The 20,080-nt window shown below is 67.9% G+C and carries 16 protein-coding genes and 2 pseudogenes; 8 read left to right on the top strand and 10 right to left on the bottom strand.

The window, feature by feature from the left end; all coding sequences use genetic code 11:
* Nucleotides 1–1,307 precede the first annotated feature (1,307 nt).
* The 7 genes and pseudogenes from JE024_RS38380 (at nt 1,308) to JE024_RS38350 (ending at nt 9,255) form a co-directional block, all read left to right on the top strand.
* Nucleotides 1,308–1,820, top strand: coding sequence for a hypothetical protein (locus JE024_RS38380; RefSeq protein WP_205378621.1), 513 nt, complete (start codon nt 1,308–1,310; stop codon nt 1,818–1,820).
* Between the two features lie 27 nt (nt 1,821–1,847).
* A pseudogene (locus JE024_RS38375) lies at nt 1,848–2,129 on the top strand (telomere-associated protein Tap); the annotation flags it as partial.
* Nucleotides 2,130–2,240: 111 nt separating this feature from the next.
* On the top strand, nt 2,241–2,549 hold the full coding sequence (locus tag JE024_RS38370; RefSeq protein ID WP_205378620.1) for a hypothetical protein: 309 nt from the start codon (nt 2,241–2,243) through the stop codon (nt 2,547–2,549).
* Nucleotides 2,550–3,279: 730 nt separating this feature from the next.
* On the top strand, nt 3,280–3,756 hold the full coding sequence (locus JE024_RS38365; RefSeq protein ID WP_205378619.1) for a hypothetical protein: 477 nt from the start codon (nt 3,280–3,282) through the stop codon (nt 3,754–3,756).
* 180 nt (nt 3,757–3,936) lie between these two features.
* A complete protein-coding gene (locus JE024_RS38360) occupies nt 3,937–4,320 on the top strand; it encodes a hypothetical protein (protein ID WP_205378977.1) in 384 nt (127 codons plus the stop codon).
* A gap of 1,797 nt (nt 4,321–6,117) precedes the next feature.
* Nucleotides 6,118–7,566: a MobF family relaxase gene (gene mobF / locus JE024_RS38355; protein WP_244883682.1), complete on the top strand. Its 1,449-nt coding sequence runs from the start codon at nt 6,118–6,120 to the stop codon at nt 7,564–7,566.
* 186 nt (nt 7,567–7,752) lie between these two features.
* Complete coding sequence (locus JE024_RS38350; RefSeq protein WP_205378618.1) at nt 7,753–9,255, top strand: serine/threonine-protein kinase; 1,503 nt, start codon at nt 7,753–7,755, stop codon at nt 9,253–9,255.
* A gap of 192 nt (nt 9,256–9,447) precedes the next feature.
* Here JE024_RS38350 and JE024_RS41650 read toward each other — a convergent pair.
* The 3 genes and pseudogenes from JE024_RS41650 to JE024_RS38340 form a co-directional block, all read right to left on the bottom strand.
* Nucleotides 9,448–9,693 (bottom strand): annotated as a pseudogene (locus tag JE024_RS41650) (fic family toxin-antitoxin system, toxin component); the annotation flags it as partial.
* Nucleotides 9,694–9,858: 165 nt separating this feature from the next.
* The gene (locus JE024_RS38345) at nt 9,859–10,629 is read right to left on the bottom strand and encodes a hypothetical protein (RefSeq protein ID WP_205378617.1); all 771 of its coding nucleotides are present in this window, start codon (nt 10,627–10,629) and stop codon (nt 9,859–9,861) included.
* Nucleotides 10,630–10,725: 96 nt separating this feature from the next.
* A complete protein-coding gene (locus JE024_RS38340; protein ID WP_205378616.1) occupies nt 10,726–11,046 on the bottom strand; it encodes a hypothetical protein in 321 nt (106 codons plus the stop codon).
* A gap of 682 nt (nt 11,047–11,728) precedes the next feature.
* On the opposite strand from JE024_RS38340, the gene JE024_RS38330 reads away from it, so the two are divergent.
* Nucleotides 11,729–11,980 carry a hypothetical protein gene (locus tag JE024_RS38330; protein ID WP_244883681.1) on the top strand — a complete coding sequence of 84 codons (252 nt, stop codon included), beginning with the start codon at nt 11,729–11,731 and terminating at the stop codon, nt 11,978–11,980.
* 37 nt (nt 11,981–12,017) lie between these two features.
* On the opposite strand, the gene JE024_RS38325 is transcribed toward JE024_RS38330, so the two are convergent.
* The 7 genes from JE024_RS38325 to JE024_RS38295 form a co-directional block, all read right to left on the bottom strand.
* On the bottom strand, nt 12,018–12,614 hold the full coding sequence (locus JE024_RS38325) for an HNH endonuclease signature motif containing protein (RefSeq protein ID WP_205378614.1): 597 nt from the start codon (nt 12,612–12,614) through the stop codon (nt 12,018–12,020).
* Nucleotides 12,598–13,257, bottom strand: coding sequence for an HNH endonuclease (locus JE024_RS38320; RefSeq protein WP_205378613.1), 660 nt, complete (start codon nt 13,255–13,257; stop codon nt 12,598–12,600). Before JE024_RS38320 ends, JE024_RS38325 begins: the two co-directional genes overlap by 17 nt.
* 494 nt (nt 13,258–13,751) lie before the next feature.
* Nucleotides 13,752–13,913 (bottom strand): hypothetical protein, encoded by a 162-nt coding sequence (locus JE024_RS41645; RefSeq protein WP_244883680.1) that lies wholly within the window; start codon nt 13,911–13,913, stop codon nt 13,752–13,754.
* On the bottom strand, nt 13,903–15,417 hold the full coding sequence (locus JE024_RS38310; RefSeq protein WP_205378612.1) for a tyrosine-type recombinase/integrase: 1,515 nt from the start codon (nt 15,415–15,417) through the stop codon (nt 13,903–13,905). Before JE024_RS38310 ends, JE024_RS41645 begins: the two co-directional genes overlap by 11 nt.
* Nucleotides 15,418–15,468: 51 nt before the next feature.
* Nucleotides 15,469–16,413, bottom strand: coding sequence for a hypothetical protein (locus tag JE024_RS38305; RefSeq protein ID WP_205378611.1), 945 nt, complete (start codon nt 16,411–16,413; stop codon nt 15,469–15,471).
* The gene (locus tag JE024_RS38300) at nt 16,410–17,033 is read right to left on the bottom strand and encodes a tyrosine-type recombinase/integrase (RefSeq protein ID WP_205378610.1); all 624 of its coding nucleotides are present in this window, start codon (nt 17,031–17,033) and stop codon (nt 16,410–16,412) included. The genes JE024_RS38305 and JE024_RS38300 overlap by 4 nt, the downstream gene beginning before the upstream one ends.
* Nucleotides 17,034–17,252: 219 nt before the next feature.
* Nucleotides 17,253–19,664 carry a preprotein translocase subunit SecA gene (locus JE024_RS38295; RefSeq protein ID WP_244883679.1) on the bottom strand — a complete coding sequence of 804 codons (2,412 nt, stop codon included), beginning with the start codon at nt 19,662–19,664 and terminating at the stop codon, nt 17,253–17,255.
* Nucleotides 19,665–20,080 lie beyond the last annotated feature (416 nt).

Here is a 20,080-nt window from a genome sequence, read left to right as displayed (position 1 = left end):
AGAACTCGGGAAGTGGCTCTTGACGCTCGTTGGCGCTGTGCCCGTGATCATCATCCACGTGAAGCTGAGGTCGGATGCGATCTCGACCCTGATCTGCCCATGCGCGCCGTCACAGCGGTACAGCGCGTCCCAGACCACCTGCTGAAGCACCTCAGTGGGCAGTTCCGGTGCTGTCCCGCTCGACACGAAAGTACATGGCCGGACGGGCCCGAACGGGCTCCTCGAGCGCAACTATTCGAATCTGATCAGCTGTGTAGCGCTTCACTCGCCCTCCCTGCTACCGCTTCTTGAGGCAAGTCACGATCATGGCACCCGTTCACGCCACACTCCATGCTGTCCAACTCGCTGGAAGCCGTGACGCTCTGTCACGGATCGTAGGAAGGGGCCAGAGCCGCTTCTCACTTATGCAGAGCCGGCCTCCGCACCTTGCGCAGCTGGAGGCAGGGCGGATCGCGCGAACTGCCCGATCTTCCTGGGAATCCCAGAGGTGAGGCAGGTCGAGCTCGCGCCACGACGGTAGTCGCGTCGCCATCTTCCGCGGCTCGCGGACCAGCAGAGCACTGAGAAAAGGCGCCAGGCTGATGGATCACCCATCTCACCTTCTCGCAGCCAAGACGAGAGGGGATGAAATAAGGTCTCCCTCAGCGGGTGAGTGAGCCCGCACTGCCATGATCAGGAGACAACCAGTGCCACGCAGGGTGACCGAAGCCGCTGCCGTCGAAGCAATGCTTGCACGAAAAGCGCAGCCGCTGGAGCCATTTCCCGGGACCCAACTCCCATGGAGATGCCTATGCCTGACCTGCGGCGAGGCTAGTTCGCCACGTTACAACGACGTTGTCAACAAGGGAACAGGGGTCTGCAGCAGGACCTGCCGTTCGCGCAAGATCGCAGCGAAACTCATTCGCGATACAGAGGGGGCCTGCGCAGTCATGCTCCAGTGGGGCTGGTCTCCACTGGAGGACTACCCGGGGGCGGGGAAACCATGGTCTGCCAGGTGCATCCATTGCGGGGCCATCAAGCCGAAGAGGTTGGCCCACGTCCAAAAAGGCCGCGGCGGCTGCACCAACTGCGCTGGACGTGATGTCATCGACGAACACGCGCGGAAGGCCATGCGTGAAGCCGATCTGGTTCCTCTCGTGGACTACCCCGGATCACTTCAACCCTGGCTGTGCCGCTGCAGTCGGTGCGGTCATGTTGGAAATCCGACGTACGCGAAGGTCCGCCTCCGCGGTCATCAATGCTGGTCATGCCGCTCTGAGAAGATCGCACAAGCGTTGAGAGTCTCCGAGGAAGAAGCCATCGCCAGCATGTTGGAGAAGGCGCTCGATCCGCTCGTTCCCTATCCTGGCAGCACGGAGGTTCCCTGGAAATCCCGCTGCAAGAAGTGCGAGATGGTCCTTGACCCGGGCCCGACCTTGCACAACATACGGGGCTCGCAGGGAGGGTGCGGTTTCTGTGCAGAGCGCGGCATCGACCCTAGCAAGCCCGGCTACCTCTACCTCGTGGTTCACGACGGTCACCAGGCGCTTAAGTGGGGCATTGCCAACCTCGAACAGAGGCTGGCCCAACACCTCTCCCAGCACTGGAGGCTGGTCGCACGTTGGAACTTCGACCTCACGAGAGATGCATGGGCATTTGAGCGGCAAATCAAGGCCTGGGTTCGAGGGCAGGGCATCCCGAAAGCGTTGGCCGCCGATCAGATGAAGTATCGCGGACACACGGAAACGGCCTACCTTTCCGATATGACGTTGCAACTCCTGTCGGCGTACATTGAGTCGTTGACCGGTCGTTGCCCTGAATCGCCCAAGCCACGTGGTTGAGAGAAGGGCGTACTGCGTCGACAGCGCAGTTGGCTGGTTGACCTCAGCGGTGTGGGCCTGTCGCAGGTGAAGGTGGGCAAGGCGTGGGTGGGGCTGGATGGCAGTCTGCTGCCGTCGCCGTTCACGCCGAAGGGCGACCGCCCCGAGTGCCCGGCCTGGTACGCGACCCCGACCGTCGCCTACGCGGTGGAGCTCGGCTACGACGTTGCCCCCAGCGAGGGGTGGGTGCGCCGTGACAACGGCCGCTATGTGGATGGCTGGTACACCCGGCTGCGCGACGCCTACCTTGCCACCATGGCCGACCTCGGCGGTCGTTGGGCCCCGACCGTCCACGGTCAGCGCGCGCCAGCCCGGCCCAAGGGGTGACCACCACCCCGCACCCGCCGGGCCGCCCCTCCTTTCGAGAAGCGGAGCATCATCATGGCCACCACCAGCACCACGGGCACCGGCACGGGCACCACCGGCACCACGGGCTCCGGGACTGATCCGCTGTGGCAGAACCTCGCCGACGACCTGAACGCCCTCATCACCGCCGGACGCTTCCCCCACTTCCACGACCTCTACGGCACCCGCAACGACTGGCAGCACCAGCCCTACGCCAGCACCGCCGCCCACGCTCACGCCCCCTGGGTGGTCTTCGACCTGTCCACCCGGCAGTTCACCGTGTCCAGCCGGGAGCGGACCCTCAGCGGCGAGCACTCCGCCAGCACCAGGCGTAAGCGCCGCTGACCCCCCGGGAAACCGTCCGGCACCCCGCCGCGCGCTTCCGGTCCCGTCCAACACGCCAGCTCGATCAGCGTGTTGCGCCCCTTGCTCCCCACGCCGACACAGTGCGTTGACCGGGCCGGGGGAGCGGTGTCCAGCTTCCCGCTCTCCCGGCCCGCCACCGTCCCCCCGGCGGCCCTCCCGTCTGGCACGCCGAGCCGGGCCAGGAGGCGTGGGACACGGTCCAGCCCTGGGCCGAGGCCCAGACCCGCCGACTGTTCCCGACGCTGACGTGGGACCTGTGACGACCGAACTCCCCGACACCCCCGGCGACGTGACCGCCATGCTCACCATCGCCCCCGCCACCACGCCGCCTGCCCGGCCGCCTGGCGGCACGCCACCGGTTTCGTCCACGTCCTGACCAGCGGCAACCCCGCCCCGACACGTTCCTGACACCCACCGGCTCACCGCCCCGCCCGGCCCCACGCCACCGGACACCCCGGCAGGCGCGGGGCCGCATTCCGTTGCAGCCCTTACCACCCGCCCCGGCACGGTACGGGCAACCCCACCCCTTCAAAGACGTCGAAGCGCTCCTCACCCTTGCCCCCGACGCCCGCCCCCAGTGGTTCCGCGACCTGACCACCGAGCCGACCGGCGGCGCCCCGCCGCCCCGGGCGACCCAGCCGAGACACGGCGATTACTCGCCCTGCCCCCAGACCAGCGTCCCGACTGGCTCAACGAATTCCTCGGCACCATGACCATCCCGCCGATCTCCCACACCAGCACCGACCCCCTGCTGGACGTCGTCACGGCCAACACCGCCCACAACCAGAAGAAGGCCACGCTCGTCTTCCCCCTCGCCAAGGTCCTCGCCGCCGCCGACCAGCACAAGCTCGGCTACGCGGAAACCGAGGCCACGCCCCGCCTGTGGTGGGTCAAGGACGACGGCACCCACCTCATGAACAACGGCCAGGACCCCACCGACACCCCCGACGACACGTACCTGCCCACCGTCGTCCACGTCGACGGCTGGGGACCGGGCACCGACGCCCGCTCCATCCTCGGCGGCGACGACTTCCGCGAATCCATCGACCTGACCACCCCCATCTTCGAGGACGGCACCACCCTGCTCGGCATGCTCCGCCAAGCCGCCACCGACGGCGCCACCCGCTTCCTGCTGAAGGCCACCTTCGACGACACGCACATGCACCAGACCTACATCACCGAATAACCACCCCCGCCCCCTTACGGCCCCGCGCCCGAACCCCATCCCGGCACGGGGCCGCCCGCCCACCCCACCCCCCACCACGTCCCACGGCGCCCGGCCAGCAAGCCCCCGGCCCGCGCCACGCACCAGACCGAAGCCGCCCCCGCCCACCCTTGTCGCCCCAACGCCCCCGCCCCCGACCATGTGCCCGCCGCGCCCCGCGCCGGCATCCACCCAGCACCGCACCCACGAGGAGCCCCAAGACCACCCACACCCCGGCACGCCCCGACCACCACCGGCCCGGCCGACCAAGCCCCCGGCACCACGTACGCACTCATCGTCCCCGGCCTGACCACCGTCTACGTCAACGCCCCCACCGAGGCCGCGGCCCGGGACGAACTGGCACTGGAGGGCTCAGACACCATCGAATTCCACGACCCGCACCTGGCGGTCGGCCGTTCGCCGAAGCCCTCGAACCCGAAGACCACTGACGCCGCCCCGCCCCCGGCCCCCGCATCAGGAGGCCGGGGACCGGGCCCTATCCCCGACGACGACGAGGTCACGGCCCTCGCCATGACCACCACGTAGCCCCCGCCCCTTTACGGCCCCGTGCCCGGACACCTGTCCCAGCGCGGGGCCGCTCCGTGTTCCCGCCCCGCGCTCCCGCCACCCCGACCCGTATCCCGCCCCCCGGCACCCGCCCCGCCCCCCCAGGCCGCCTACCGTCCCAAGCGAACTCACAGACCCAGGCCACAACCAGAAGGGGGGAGCGCCGTGAAGCACGAGACCACCATCAACGAACTTGCCCAGTACGCCGGTCTCTTCAGCGCCGCCGACCACATCACGGTCCCCGAGACCCACCCGGACACCGGCATCACCGACGAGGTCACCCTCCCCCCACCACTCATCCGCCACACCCAGCGCCGCGACGACACCATCTGGTGGATCCTCACCCCGCCCGGCATCCACGAACGCATCTTCGTCGCCGACCAGGCCCCCCGTCACCGTCTACCTCAAAGACACCAACCCCGGCCGCATCACCGGCCACGTCCCCCCCACACCAGGCCACCGCACCGGCCGCCTGGCAACAGCAGCAGACCCCCGCCGCCTCCTACCCGCCCCAGCAGCAGCCGCCCGCCCCCCAGACCACCACCCCCCCCAGGCCCCGCCGCACCCTGGTCGAACCACCAGCGCTCACCCCCACCCCCCGGCCCCGGCCACCGCACCCCCGCTCGGCAGCCAGCGCCTCTGCCCGCCCCGACACACCACCGTCACCGCGTCGACTCCGGCCACCCCGCCCCCACTCCACCCCCACCGCCCGGCGCCCCCGAAAACCCGGCCGGCGTACCGGGCGACGGAACACCCGGGACAGCCGCCGAAGGAGCAGACCGGACCGAAGCCGCCCCCGACGCCGGGAGAACAGCCAAAGCCGTCACCGGGGAAGCGCCCGCCCGCCCCCGCCCACCATCCCGCTGCTGCTCCCGACCCGCCCCGCCCACCGACTCCAGCGCCGCGCCTTCCCCTTCTCCGGCGCCGCGCCCTCGGCGGCCAGGCCCTCGCGCCCCAGCCGCCGCAGCTCCTTGATCCGATCCACCCCCACACCCAACCGCTGACCGCACCCGGCCACCGTCTCCCCAGCCTCACCCCTCGCCAGCACGACCCGCGCCGCCGCAGTCTTCGCCGCGTCGATCCGCACCCGGCCCCGTCCTGAACCGCCAGCTCGAAGTCGGCCACCAGCTCGTCAAACGCCGCCTCCTGGCGCAGTCGCTGCGCCTCCGCTTCCTCCGCCGCCCGCCGCCGCTCAGCCATCCGCTCCGCGGCACGCTTCAGCGCCGCCTTCCGGCGCGCCAGAGTCGCGCTGTTCTTCCCCTTCCCCTTGGTCCGGCTCGACGCCACCACAGCCACCTCCCGGCATTTGGCGCCCACCCCTGTGGCAGGCCGCGCCCGGTCAGTCTCAGCTGGCCCCCACCCCCGCCAGGGCGGCCACGTCACCCCCGTCCCAGGCCGTAGCACGCCTCTCGCTGCGCCCGGTCCCGCTCACGGGACGACGCCCGAGCAGGCAGGACAGAACCCCGTTCAGGAACGTCCCCGGGCGATGGGGTGGCGGAACCCAGAGTGTCGGTGCGTGCCGGTGGTGTGTGGAGGCCGGGTGGTGCCCGGTTGATGGGCAGGTTGGTGAGGGACGTGGCTGTGCGGTCGCCGGCCGATGACGGTTCAGTCCCTGTACACCTCTGGCACTTTTGACGCCTGCCCATGCTCAAGCAGGGTTTTCCCTTCCGGCGGGACGCGTTCCAAGGTCGTCTTTCGGGCCCTGGGAAGTTCGGGGTCCCGGGCCGGGCGGTGCCGCACCGGCCCTGCACGCGGTGATCTTCTGGCGTCGCGGGGATGACAGCGAACGCGTTCACCGCGGGACGGCAGCGCTACTACCGTCGCAACATCGCCCGCGGCGACGGCGCCCCGGGTGCCGAGCTGACAGTGTCCTCCAGCGCGCCCGGAGTACCGCCCGGGGTGTGGCACGGGCAGGCCGCGCGCGCTCTGGGGCTGTCCGGGATCGTGAGCGACGCGCAGATGCGGGCCCTGTACGGGCTCGGCATGCACCCCGACGCCGAGGAGATCGCCGCCCACGAACTGGGCGCCGGAGCCTCCCTCAAGCGGGCCATGACGGCCGCCATACTCGGGCCGGCCGTGCCGCACCTGGCCGAACTCTCCCCGCTCGACCAGGAGATCGAGCACGTCAGCGACCGGCTGTGCCGCCCGCTGACGAAGGCCGAGACCAAGGACGTGCGCATGCGGTGTGCGGCGCGCACCTTCGAGGCCGAGTACCACCGCACCCCCGCGGACGGCGCCGAGCTCGGCCGGTACCTGGCCGCCCGCAGCGGCCCACAGCGCCGCGCCGTGACCGGATACGACCTCACCTTCTCCAGCGAGGAACTCTCGCTGCTGTTCGCGCTCGGCGGCCCCGAGGTACGCCGCATCGTCCTCGAGGTCCTGGCCCAGGCCCGCACCGAGACCCTGGCCTGGATCGAGCACAACGCCCTCGCGGTGCGCACCGGTCCGGGCGGTGTCGCCCAACAGCAGGCCGAACCCGGGCTGCTGGCCACCGTCTACCTGCACTACGAATCCCGCGCGGGCGACCCGATGCTCCACGAGCACGCGGTCATATCCCCACGGGTGAAGGGCCCCGACGGGCGCTGGCGCAACCTGGACTCCCGCCTCCTGCTGCGCGACGTCGTCGTCGCCAGCGAGCTGTTCAACCAGCGCGCGCTCGAACTCGCCTGCGCCCGCCTCGGGCTCGCCACCGAAGAAGTGGAGGTCACCCCCGGCCAGCGGCCGGTGATGCAGGTCATCGGCATCGACGCTCGGCTGCGCGCCGCGTTTGCGCAGCGCTCGACCGCGGTGCGCAACATGGCCGAGTCCCTCTTCGACGACTACCGGCGCCGCCACGGCCGCCAGCCCGCTCGGTCGGCCCGGACCCGGCTGCAGTGGCAGGCCACCGTAAGGACCCGCCCGCCCAAGCGGCAGGCACGCTCCCTGGATGACCTGCTCGCCGAGTGGCGGCGCCGGGCGATCGCGGCCACCAACCGGGAGGTCGTCGACAACCTGCTCGCCACCGCCCGCGCCGCCGCCGGACAGCGGCCCGCCCCGACCGCGTTCGACCCCGCCGCGGCGGCCGAAGAAGTCCTGGCCCACGTGTCCGAGCGGCGTACGACGTTCCGCCGCCGCCACGTACTGGCCGAAGCACGCCGCTACCTGATGCGCACCCGGGCCGGGGCCACTGCACCGGACCAGGCGGCCGAGCAGATCACCGACCAGGTCCTCGCCCACGCCGACTGACTGGACATCACCCCGCCCGAGATCAACCCGCCCCACCCCGCCCCCGATGGAGGGAGGCAAGCGCTAGATGCGGATAGTCGCCACACGGCCACGTTCTGTTACGGTTGAGATCTCCTCAACCAATAAGTCATAGGGGTGGTCGGGATGCGTCCGGGTGGGGTTTCTGAAGTTGCCGAGCTTCTGGGAATGAGCCCGCAGCGGCTGGCCGTTCTCCGTCAACGGGCCAGTTTCCCGCCCCCGGTCGTCGAGATCGCGCAAGGACCAATCTGGGACCTCGACGTGATTGCGACGTGGTCCTCGTCGGCCTGGCGCAGCACTGGGCCCGGCCGGCCCCCCGCCGCCCGGGCCCGTCGCCTCATCGGGGACCGGTTCGAGGTCGAGGCTCTCATTGACAAGGGCGGGTTCGCCGACGTTCACCGTGCTCTTGACCGCCAGACCGGCCAGCCCGTCGCCGTCAAGATCCAGCGTGACATCCAAGACCTAGACGGGGATGCGGCACGGCGGTTCAAGCGGGAACTGCGTGTCCTGACCGGCTTGACACACTCGAACGTAATTCCCGTCATCGCCCATGGCGACATGTCGAATCAGGACGAAATCTGGTACGCGATGCCCCTCGCGCAGGGCAGCCTTCACGACGTCATCACAGAGTTCGAGGGGAAGGATGTCGAGATCGCCGATGTGATGACCCAGCTCTGCAACGGCCTCTCCTACGTCCATGACGCTGGTGTGTTCCACCGCGACCTGAAACCCGCCAACGTGCTCAGAACCTCCGATGGGCAGTGGGCCATCAGCGACTTCGGGCTGGCGCGCGAGGAGCAACCTACGACGACGACGCTGACTATGACCGGAGACGGGCTTGGCACCCGCCTCTACGCGGCTCCCGAGCAGTGGAATGCCGCCAAGACAGTAGATGCTCGCGCCGATGTCTACTCCCTCGGCAAGATCCTCCAGCACTTGGTCACCGGTCAGCCGCCCTTTGTGGACAATGACGTCCCCACCAGTCCGCTCTCACCCGTGATTCAGCGCGCGACGGCAAAGTACGCACAGCGATATGAAAATCCCCGCCAACTCCTGGAAGCCATTAACAGGGCTCTCGCGACGAGCCCCGAGTGGCAGTCGGACGAAACGATCGCCAGGTTGCTGTCACCCCGCTTGACCTTGGACTCTCCCGACGTCTCAGCTATCGAAGAGTTCCTGCTCTGGACGCAGGGCATCCCCTCCGATGACCTCGTGGATGTCGTGCCGATCCTCGTTCGCATGTCAACCAACGGTATCGCGGCCACCTGGAAGTGGGACGCCGTCGCCTTCTTGACCGTCTACGAGAAGTTCTGCAACTTCATCGAGACCTACCGTGAATTCGGCTTCGAAGACTGCGACGGACTGGCGGACTTCTGCCACCGAGCCGTCGTCGCCACCTGGGACTTGCAGATCCTGAGGCACACTATTCGTGCTCTCCCGGGGCTTGGCTTTAACCACATCCGCTGGCATGTCCGCGATGTCCTCACGGAAATCTTGCAAGGCATCACGACCCAGGACCGCGCCCTCGTCGCCTTGGAGTCCCTCCAGGACGCCAGCACCCGCTCAGGCGCCGTCGAGTGGTCGTTCGAAGAATTCGCCGTCCGATCCCTTCAGCCACTATTGCGGACCGGCATCCGCAAAATCATCACTGAGAACCAGCCCAACGAGTGACCAACATCGACGCCATGTCACGGACGTGCACACCGGCGGAAACGAATCGGGGGCACCGGGCAACTCACCACCGCACACATCGCACGTCATGTCGCCGATCATCCCAGGCCCTCCAGACCCGGCCAGCCAGGGATCAGCACGGCAACCGGCTCGTGCGAACAACCCCGCAAACCTTCCCGGCCAGAGCACTGGATACATCACCGCCACCACACACGCCACGCTGAGACTGGAGTGCTCCAGCCAGCGCAGCCGACCGAGGGTGTGGACGAGGGCGACAGCGCGGGCGTAGGCGCCCTGATAGACCGCAGATTCCAGCAGCTCCGCGCGGTGACGGGCGACCGCGGCGAGCGGGACACCCCAGTCGTCGGGAGAGGGATCGCGATGGCCGGCGCGCTCCGCGACCTCGAGGATCCAGGAGAGATCCACGTGAAGGCACATGCTCACGCAGCGGCACCCCGATCTGCCGCGGGGGAGTGCCGGGCGTCGAGATCCCTCTCGAGACCGTCGAGGAAGCTGCCCTCCTCGTCGAGGAGGCGCTGCGCCCTCGCCATGCCCGAAACGTGCGGTCGCGAACGTCGCCCCTCCGAGCCAGCCGTCCAGCCCTCAGAACACGTCCGCGCCGGCGGACAGCAGCGTCCCGACCACGCCGACAGCAGCCACGGCCACCCCCACCGCAGTGATCTTCTCGATCGCCCCCAACCGCGACCACATACCCCCCACTGGCAGATCCCGCGTCGGCGCGAGGACAGGCTTCAAGGACCGGAGCGAAACGACCGAGTACGCCGCAATCATCGCCCCACAGAACACCAGCGCCAGCCCAGCAGCCGGTGGCCCGGAGTACAGAACGAGCTCCTCAAGCCTCGAGGCTCCCCTCCTGCCGTTAGCGATCAGAGCAAGAGCGACGAGCCAGTACAGCAGGACGAAACCTGCGACAGCTGTGAACCACGCAACGCCTCGGGGCATGCCTGGTTGCGCCCCATGGGGAAGACCACCTACGGACTTGTCTTGCAGGAAGAGCCTGATCTGAGTCTCTGCCCCGTAGACCAACGTTGCGTCCGAGCCACGCACCGCCGTCGACACCTCCTTCGCCGACAGGTCCATCTCGATGCTCCGCCGGCCGGACGGGTCCGTGGCCGTGAACCGTAAGTTGTCCCACGCGTCGACCGGGCTCGGCAGTGGCGCAGCTGTCACCACAGCTATCAGAGCACCAAGTGTCCCGGCGGTGTACGTGTGATTGTGCCGGGTGTGCGACACCGCGACCTCAGACGGCTGGAAGCCCTGCGAGGCCACAGTGAACAGGGCATCCAACTGCCGCCGCCCCAGGCGGCAGTACCGCATCTTCGTCGACAGGTTGATACCTGGTGGAGTGGTCATGCGCGGAAACTCCCACCCGCCGCCAACCCCAAACCGGCGACCGCGGGCATTGAGGCGATCCTGTGACCTACCCAGCCGTAGTGGCCTGTCCCTCGCCTACACGGCCACGAAGGCAGCCGGGCACACCCGGCAGTACATCGACCTCGCCCACACGTCCCGCGCATCCCTGGCCCGGCCCGTCAGCAGTCGCATCCACCACCCCGACACCCCAGCCCCCACCAGAGTCAGCATCCCGTAGCCGACCGCGTCATGGACTATCAGCATCAGCCCCAAAGCCAGCAACCTGGCCGGCACCATCCACCGGGCCGCGTACTCCACTGGCTGCGCAAGCTCCCGCTTCAACTCCGAGCCCGGCGGCAGGCCCTTCCAGAACGTCGGCAGATGCAGCACCTGCTCCGACCGCCACACCGCGGACACCTCCACCTCCCAGCCCGTTGAAGCCGAACAGCATGCCCGAGGAACCCGCATTCAGCAGAGGCACGAAGAAGCCCTCAACGCGCACTGGGGGCGCAGCAGGGGCGCGTCGGCGGGGAGGACTGGCCATGGCCGGACGCGAGATCCAGCGACAGCGGAACACCCCCGCGACCGCGGGGGTGCTCCGTCCCCGAACGTGCGCCGCTGCGCCGCCGGGTCGTCCTCCCCGCCGACGTGGGGGCGATCCGTCGAGGCGGCGGCAACTGCACCGGCATGTCCCCCTCGCCGTTGCTGGGTTGCTGGGCGCAGCACCGTGCGGCAAGGGACAAGTCGACGTTCGGCCCGGTTCACTCGTATGAGGGTTCAGTGGTGCGGCCCGGCGATACCGTGGTGACACACGCCAGACAGAAGCCCAGGAGTTGCCGATGAGCGAGCAGCCGGCCCTCGTCCGACCGCCAGCCCCTCGACGAGCAGGCCGCCGCGTCGGCTCGTGCGTACGCGGCAGACCAGCGCGCGAAGGTCGACGTTCTCGCCTCGGTGCTGGAGGACATCGCCGCCCACGGCTACCCGTCCCCGGAGACGGGCGTGCTGTGGGAGGAGGCCCGCGACGCGCACCTGGAGCGCCTGGCCGGCGAGGAGCCCCGTGTCGCCTGAGCACGCGCCACGCCGGTCCCAGGTTGTCAGGGTGGAGCCCGCGCTGAGCCAGCTGGCGAAGCTGACGGCGAGTGAAACGCACCGCCTTGACCGGGCGATCGTCGCGATCAGCGTCAACCCCGAGCTGGGCACCCCGGTGCCCGACACCCTGCTGCGCGACTACAGCGACGACGTCGACGGGGTGCGGGTCATCTACTACGTCACGGCGCTGCACCAGATCATTATCTCGGGTCGGGAGCGAATTAATGCTGGTCAGGGACGTGTGCGCATGGCAGTGACATAAGGGACGTTGGAGCGATAGGCCCACTGCTGGTGCGGGGTCAGAACAGTGTCCCCGGGGCCTCCGGCTCATCTTTGTTGGGCTCGACGGGGCACTCTTGGAGTGGGATGTTCAGGTGCTGAGCCATCAAGGCCAGCTCCGCGTATCGGGCGACCAGGGCATCGCGCTTCGCTGTGAGGTGCTTGCGTTGGAGGCTTTCGGCGGTGTTCTCCAGAGCGGTGGCCAGTTGAAGATGCGCCGGATTAACGCACCCGCGGCGGGCGCATGTGTGGTGGAGCTGCGCGCCTTCGGGGATTTTCCCGAATTTGGACTCATAGGCGAATCGGTGAGCGAGCTGCCTTTGGGTCCCGTCGGGTGTGTCCCAGGTCCACATCCCGTAGCGGTCCTCGTCGTCCCGTGACGCGTCCGGGATCTTCGCACCAGACCACAGCAGGCAGTCATCCGGCCCAGTCACGACCTTCTTCCAGAAACGCTCCTCAACGGTGCCGGTATGTATCCGGTGTCGGACGGCGAGAGGGTCACCGTTGGTGTTCAGTCGATAGAGGTGCTTCTTGCAGTAGCCCTTGCCGACGTGCTTCCCCTCGCAGCCCTCGATGCCACAGCCGCGAGCTTCGCGTTCCTTAGGCCATCGAGGCATCGTTGCCCCCTTCCTGGTCGTCAATGGGAACATCCAGACCAAGAGCAGCCTCAAGAGCGGCAACGGCCGCGGTGAGCATCTCGATCTCACGCTCCAGGCTGATCCGCTGCTTCATCTCCAGGATGTTCGCAACGGCGTCGACGGACTGGAGATGGTCCGGGTTGGAGCACAGCCTCAAACCGCAGGTGTGGTGGACGACCCCCGACTCGGGCAAGGCGCCATGAGCCCAGCGATAGGCGACGTGGTGGGCATACTCAGTCGTCCACCTTCCATCGATTTTGCCGCCTAGCTTGGGGTAGGGGCATCCCTTCGGTGACTCGGGCCAGAGCCAGTGGCCGTCAGGGGTGGGAATGACCTTCGCGAGCCATCGTTCCTCGATGGTGCCTCGGATTACCACTTTGGGAGCCACGGGCTGGCCTATCCGACGCTCGTTTGCGTTGTGGATCTTGCAGTGGCCGTTCGCGTGATGTGGGCTCTCGCAACCCTTCACGTCGCACCCGGTCCGCCCGTGGACCTGAACGCGCTCGATCTCGCCTCGCCGGTATGCCCTGCTCAAGCATGGGTTGCAGAGCCTCCGAGCCCACTGGGGCCGCTCGCAATCAGCCGCGGTGCACTTTTCGGTGCTCGGCGTGCGCTCCGCCATGACGAGCCCTCTCTTCAATGGTCCCGTGGAGAGTAGCGGGGGCAACGACAAGTGACGATGGATCAGGCTAGCTGACCGTGATTCTGGCTGCGGATCATGCGGGGGAGGCCGGTGCGGGCAGCGCTGAGGTCGTCTTCGATCTCGGCGACTCGCTGCTGGAGTTCCGCGTTCTGGGTGGTCGCCTGCCGTTCCGCGGTGGACAGTCGCAGGTTTTCCTCGGTGAGCTCGTTGACGCGGTCTACCAGATCGTGGTTGCCGAGCTGTTCGACCTGCTGTCCGAGGTGAACGCGGGCCTATCGCCGCAGTTGGTCGTTCTCGGTCCGGAGCCGCTTGATCTCCTGGCGGGCGAGAAGCAGGTCGGTCTGCTCGCTGGCGGTCGAGACCTTCCGTCCGTTCTGCTGGTCGTGGTGTCCCTAGGCGGCCTGACGGGCCCGCGCCTGGTCGATGCGTTCACGCGGGCCAGGGGCATAGACGAGCCAGCTGGAGACGCCCGCCTAGCGGGCGACCGTGGCGAAGGTGACGCGCCGGTTGGCGTGGAGCATGTCCTGGACCGCTTTGAGGACGCGTCCGCGTTTGTCGGCGCTGTCCCGCTGACGTGCGGCTTTGAGGATCTCCGCGGGTGTCCTGGAGGGCTTCATGGATGTCTCAGCTGGCATCGGGGGTCTCCTTGCGGATCACGGTCAGTGGCAGCAGCTTGTGGTCCCGGGTCGCACGGACCTTCCGCAGGACCGCGCTGGCCTCCTTGATCTCCTCGCGTTCGTCCCGGGGGAGGCTGCTGAGCCGCTCGCGCATGGTGTCGGCGACGTTCGTGAACGCGGTGATCTGGTCGCCGAGGTTGCGGACGACGAAGTCGTCGGCGTCCATCGCCCTGGCGGTCTCACGGTCGGCCCGCAGGTCGTTGACGTGCTCCTCGATGGCGGGCAGGTAGGACGGGTCGGGTCGGTAGAAGCCGCAGCCGGCGCACTGGAAACGGATTGCGCAGGCCTTGCCGCCGGCCTTGACGTTGCTGGGCTCGCGGCAGTTGCCGAATGGGACAGCGACCGACTGGGCCTCGTAGTCGGTCGGGCTGGTGAACGGTGCCGGACGGCCGGACCGGTCGACGGTGTGCTTCCGCAGGGTCGTGATCGCTTCGCGTTTCCGCTTCAGGGACACCTGGTAGTACGACATCGTTGTGACGATCGACCGGTGGTCCATCAGCTCTCTGAGGACGTCAACTGGGACGCCCGCGTCGGCATGCCGCTGGGCATAGGCATGCCGGAACGCGTAGGGGAAGATCAGCGTTCGGTCGAACGGCATCCTGCGGCCCTGCACGTCGAGTTCGTCGCTCAGCAGCACCGGGATCGCCGCGACCCACTCCCGCAACGCATTGGCCAGGCTGGAGGTGTCCATGTGCGCGAACCCGCTGCGATCGGTGATCGACGGGAACAGTTGCTTCCGGCTGCGGGAGGGAACCTCCGTCTGACGTCGACGGGCCTGCCAGTTTCTGATCACCGTGGCGGTCTCGCGAGTGATGGGCAGCTTGCGGCCGTAGCGGCGCTTCTTGACGTTGTCCCAGACGAGGGTGTTCTCGTCCCCTCGGGTCTCCAGGCACTTCAGGCTCAGACTGGCGACCTCGATGGGACGGCGGCCGGTGTCACGGAGGACCAGGTAGGCCGTCTGCATCATCAGTTCGATATCGGCCCGTGCCATCTCGCCGTAGGAGAAGGCGGCTCCCATCAGGGCGAGATGGGCATCGAGCTGGGCGATGACAGGCTCAGGGACAGCCCGGCCGGCAGCGTCCTCGGTCGTCTCCTCGGGCGGCAGTACCATCGTCTTGTCGGGGTCGAAACTGCCGGGCATGCCCGGCAGCATGTCCGTCTTGCGGCCGAAGTCGACGATCTCCAGGAAGCAGCCGAACGAATGCTGGCGCCAGCTCCTGCTGGCGAGCTCGTCGTCGGTGGTGCGGCGGATGCGGCTCATCGCGGTGAAGACCGCCTGCATGTCGGCGAACCTCAGCTTCGTGTGGTCCTGGCCTCCGCCGGGCCGGGCATGCAGAGCATCGGAGTCGATGACACACGCGGTGAATACCCGCTTGAACTTGCCACTGTCCAGGCTGACGGAGGTGGCCCACGACTTGATCACGTCCCGAAACCATTGCTGGCGGATTGCGGACGCGTCCACCTGCGCAGGCCGATGGCGACGGCCGCCGAGGGTCGAGGACCGCAGGTCCAATCAGCCCAGATCCCAGCTGTCGACATCGGTGGGCTTCAGACCGCGGAACGACAGTGCGGCCCGCCGCAGAGCCCGGACAACCTCGCGGATCAAGGACGTGAGGTTGTGTTGTGTGGCGATCCCCTCGACGAAGGACTCGACATCGACGGCCAGCAGACTCGGGACCCCATCTAGCCGACGCGCCAGCTGCCGGGCGGCCACCGGCTCGATGACGCCGCCGCGGGCATCCCGCTGTTGCAGCCCGTAGAGAAATTCCCAGCGGACAGGTTCCGCCAGGTTCCGCAGGCTGAACTGGCTGGTCAGCAGGCGGTTGGCGGCCTGACGGGCCCACTGCTCGGGGTCGCGGGTGGCGCCCGCCCGCTTCTCCCGTTCCCATGACTGCAAATGCGTGTTGCAGAGCCCGGAGATCACCCTCTGGTTCGCGCAGCCCCGGACGACGCCGGTCGGCTTCGCTTGCAGCGGTTCCGCCGTCGTGGTGGCCAGCCATTCCTCGACCGAGACCCGCTGGTCAGGGCGCCGTCGCCAGCGGGAGTAGTGGGTGCGGCAGAGCCCGCCGCTGTGGGCTGGCCGCTCGCATCGGCCCGAGGGGCGTGCCAGGACGCACGGTTCGCGCTCGGATCCGCGCTGGGTGCGGATCCGCCGAGGCCGCCTATAGGAAGCGGCGAACTCCTCCCGGCTCAGCAAGCTGGCCTTGTGGGCATCTAGGCAGTGCCGGCAGAACAGGTTGCGGGAGGGCATCAAGGTCCAGCACGAGGCCGTGAGGCACCTCGACGCCGCCGTGCGCGGGTTGTCCACGTCGCCGTCGAAGAACCAATCCTGCTGGGACCACTCACCCGGCCGCCAGAGGAGATCCACCCGCGCTTGCAGCCAACTCACCCAGGCGGTCGAATCAAGCGGGACGACCGGGGCGAACGGCTCCGCGGCGAGCACGGCGGGAGTGGTCAAGACCGCCGCCCCGCCGCCACCAGCTCGACCGCCGCCCGCTTGTCCGCCTCACTCGCGTGCAGGTAGGGCGTCAGCGAGGACCGGGAGATGTGCCCCATCAGGTCCTGGACCACGTCCTCGTCGACGCCGGCGCGGACCCAGGCCGTGGCCGCTCCGTGCCGCAGCATGTGCGGGCGTGCGGTGAGCTGGGTCCTCTTCGCCAGCCGGTCGAAGAGCCTCTTCGCTGTGCCGTAGCGCATCGGCTGCCCGAGCGGGGCGTGGAACAGGTTCACGAAGACCATGTCGCAGTCAGCCGCCTCGGGGACCTCGTCCCGTTCGAGCTGGTAGTCCGCATAGAGACCCGCGACGTCCTCGGTCACCGGGATCACCCGGGCGAACTGAGACCTGGCAAGGGCTCCGTTGGCGTTGTTCGCCCGCCGTCGGACGTGGACGTGCGGGCCTTCGACCCGGCATCCGAGCATCCGCGAGTCGCTGAGCAGGTGCATGTCCTGGCGCCGCAGGCCCAGAGCCTCGCTGATGCGCTCCCCCGTGCACGCGAGCAGGGCGACCAGGAACCGGTCACGGGCATGCGTGGCGATCTGAAACAGCTGGTCAGCCTCTTCCGGAGTCAGATACTCCACGGCATCATTGGACGGCTCCGGCAGTTTGAGCATCTTCGCTCTTACGGTGCGGAACTGGCCGTCCTCGCCCGCATCGCCGCGATCAAGACGGCGCTCACCATCGGCGCCGCCTGTCCTACGGATCCGGCTGCTCACCGACACCGCAGTGCGTCGAGATGTGACGTAGGCCCATGATCGGCGGCGTTGGTGTCGCAGGAGTGGCTTCTGGCGCGGCTGTTCCTATCGTTTCCGCTTGTGCCGTGTTGCGTTCCTCGTGCCGCTTTGCGGCCGCTTGGCGTTCGGGTGGATGGAGCGATGAAGCTCTGAGGTCGGCCGCAAGGACGACAAGATGGCCGTCTGAGCAGCATCAAGCGGTCCGGTGTGCCCGTCGTAGCAAATATCAAGGAGCTTGCGGGTTGATTGGTCGTAGAGGAAGACGACGCCTCGCGGCAGACCGAGTTGGTGCTTCTTAGCTCGGAGGTAGTTGCGGAGCCTCCTGTCCGTCTCTTCGGAATCGGCTCCAGCCGGATGGGTGGCCCACACGAACAGCCAGCCCTCTGCCGGGTCGACGCTGGCCGTGAGCGGCACGGTCAGGCTACGGCCCTCGGGGCTCGGACTGTCGAGGAGTTCGCTGCCGTGGCGGGCGAATTTGTGCTGCACGTCGGTTGCCCCAGACAGCAGCGTGGCGCCGATGCTCAGCCATCCAGTGACATTGCGGGACTGCAACTCGTCGACCACTGGCGCGAGCGGTGATGGCACCATCGTCGGCTTGGGCGCCAGTGCTGAGCACGCGCTGTCGCGGTCTTGGGTGTGGAACCACTGGTCCAGCGCATCGGTTCGGCTGGTCAGGAACGCAGGGCTTCTTTTTCGGTAGCGGCGCAGTTCGGCTGTGGCCGGCTCGGGCAGGAAGGGGAACGCCGCACGCACCTGCACCGGGTCGGGTTCCACCCAAAGGCCTGCCTCGAAGAAGTACAGGAACAGATCCATTTCGTCGGGCGCGTGGAACATCACGGTGACGTCGGGGTTGCGGCGCCGACGCAGGTACAGCAGGAACTCGGCCGGACGTGCCACCAGTTCGGTGATCAGCTCGAGATCGTGCAGAGATACCGTCCATGGAATGTTGTCCTCGGCCAGCAGGCCGGCCCGCACCAGCTCGGCGGTGGCAGTCAGGACCGTTGATAGGTCATCGAGACTGACGGCGATGGTGTGGATCTCACGGATTTGGCTGAGGTCGATCCATCCCTCGTTCTTGGTGCGGAGGCCGCCGTCCTGCTCGATGGCGTCGCGCATTCGCCCGGCCTGGTCGGCTGCTTTGGTGATGATGCCGGTCAGGTCGGTACGGATCCGTGCCGCCTTGCCCCCGCGGGATAGGGCGCTCAAAGCGACGGCCTTGTCCTCCACGATGATGGCGACATCGTCGAGGACGATGAGGTGGTCGCCCTCGGCCCGTTTGGTGTACTTCGAGGGGTCGGCGGCCTCAGCTTCATCATCGCTCGCGGGTAGGTAGTACTCCAATCCGTCCCGGAAACGAGCGCCGGGAAGGACACGCTCCAGCGCGGCGTGTGTGCGGGATTCGAGAAGGTCTCCGCGATGCTTGGCGTACTGGCTCCACACCGGAGCTGTCTTCTTCAGGTGTTCCTCGAGGTTCTCCCGCACAGCGAACACGTTCAACGCCGGGTGCGGCAGCATCAGACGCCCGTCTGTGCCCACGATGAGTGGCCGTGTTCGCAGCGGGTTCCTTCCGCTGGTGAACGCCTCGACGACATCTATCGGACTGTCCGTCCCCAGGTCCAGGCGGAACCGCTCGACAACGGCCCGGACACATTCTTCCGGCAGGCTCGTATGCGCAGCGATGTCGTCGATCGTGACAGTGGCCTGCGCGGCAGGTGGCTCGAACATCGACGTGACGCTGAGCATGGCCTGCTCCGTTAGCTGCCTGTCCGCCCGGCCTTCGTCCTCCGCCGCCATCGCGTCCAGGACCGCATTGCCCATCGCCTCAATGCGGTCGTTCAGTCTGTCCTGCTGCAGGTCGTGGCAGGCGTTGAGGACGGCAATTGCATCCGCGGCGTCGAAGCCCAGTTGCGCCTGCAGGGCTGCGCGGACGCTCTCAACGCCGTCAAGTAGCGCCAGATTGGTTTCCTCTACCATTTCCGGATATGACGGATTGCGCATCCATACTTCGGCGCCCCGAATGAACAAAGAGACCATGGCGAACTTGTCGTTCGGGTCAGCACGCGCGAATGAACGCAGCTGAGCAAGGTGGAGGACCTTGCTCAGCTCTTCCTTCGCGCTGGAGACGAAGTGGCTCATCTCCTGAAATCCGGCTTCGGGCCCGACCGTCGTCCCTGCCTCCTGCCGGGCGGTCAGAGCAATCAGCGCCAGCAGTTCGACGTAGACCGCGCCCGCTTCCGCAGTGACAGGTATCTCGCCCTCGCGGGCCATCGGCAAGAATCGCTGACGAGCCACCTCGATAAGCCGCATCGCGTCGAAACGCCGCACCTCCACGACGAACTCCTCGATCGCCGTGGCGAAGGCCGCGTCGGCCTCAGATGCAGGGTCGTCGCCAGTGAAGGAGGCCATGAGCGTGGTCATGGTGGTCAAGGAATCCGCTATGACCTGCGCGTGCGGATCGAGCACCAGCGTCTCCGGCACGGAACGGCGATGTCTCTTGTTGCGCGCTTCGCGTCGCTTCGTGCGGGAGCCCATGGGGCACTTCACCACATAATACGGGTGGCCAGCAAGGGATTTGGCGTTGCACAGCAGCCACCTTCGCCGGCTGTCTGCGGTTAGCCGGGTGGTCGGCGGTCGCTGGTGGGAGACCGCTGCTGTCATGGGGTGACCGGTTGGCTGTCATGGTGCGGCTAGCAGATCGCGGCCCGGCTGTGCGAACCCCGGTGGGGGAGACGGCGCCGGGTCCGCCTGGTTCGGCGGAGGCCGGGCGGGTGGTGCGGGCTGTGGTGGTGCGGCGGCTGCTCGTGGTGGACTGGGGTGAGGGTGGTCTGTCGTCGTTGCACGTGCGGATCGCGGCCGGTTTGGCGGGCGTGACGGAGCGGACGGTATGGCGGTGG

This window comes from Streptomyces zhihengii (assembly GCF_016919245.1).
In the GTDB taxonomy this organism is placed as follows: domain Bacteria; phylum Actinomycetota; class Actinomycetes; order Streptomycetales; family Streptomycetaceae; genus Streptomyces; species Streptomyces zhihengii.
The sequence above is the reverse complement of the archived record's forward strand: the minus strand, read 5'-3'. Positions and strand labels throughout refer to the sequence as shown.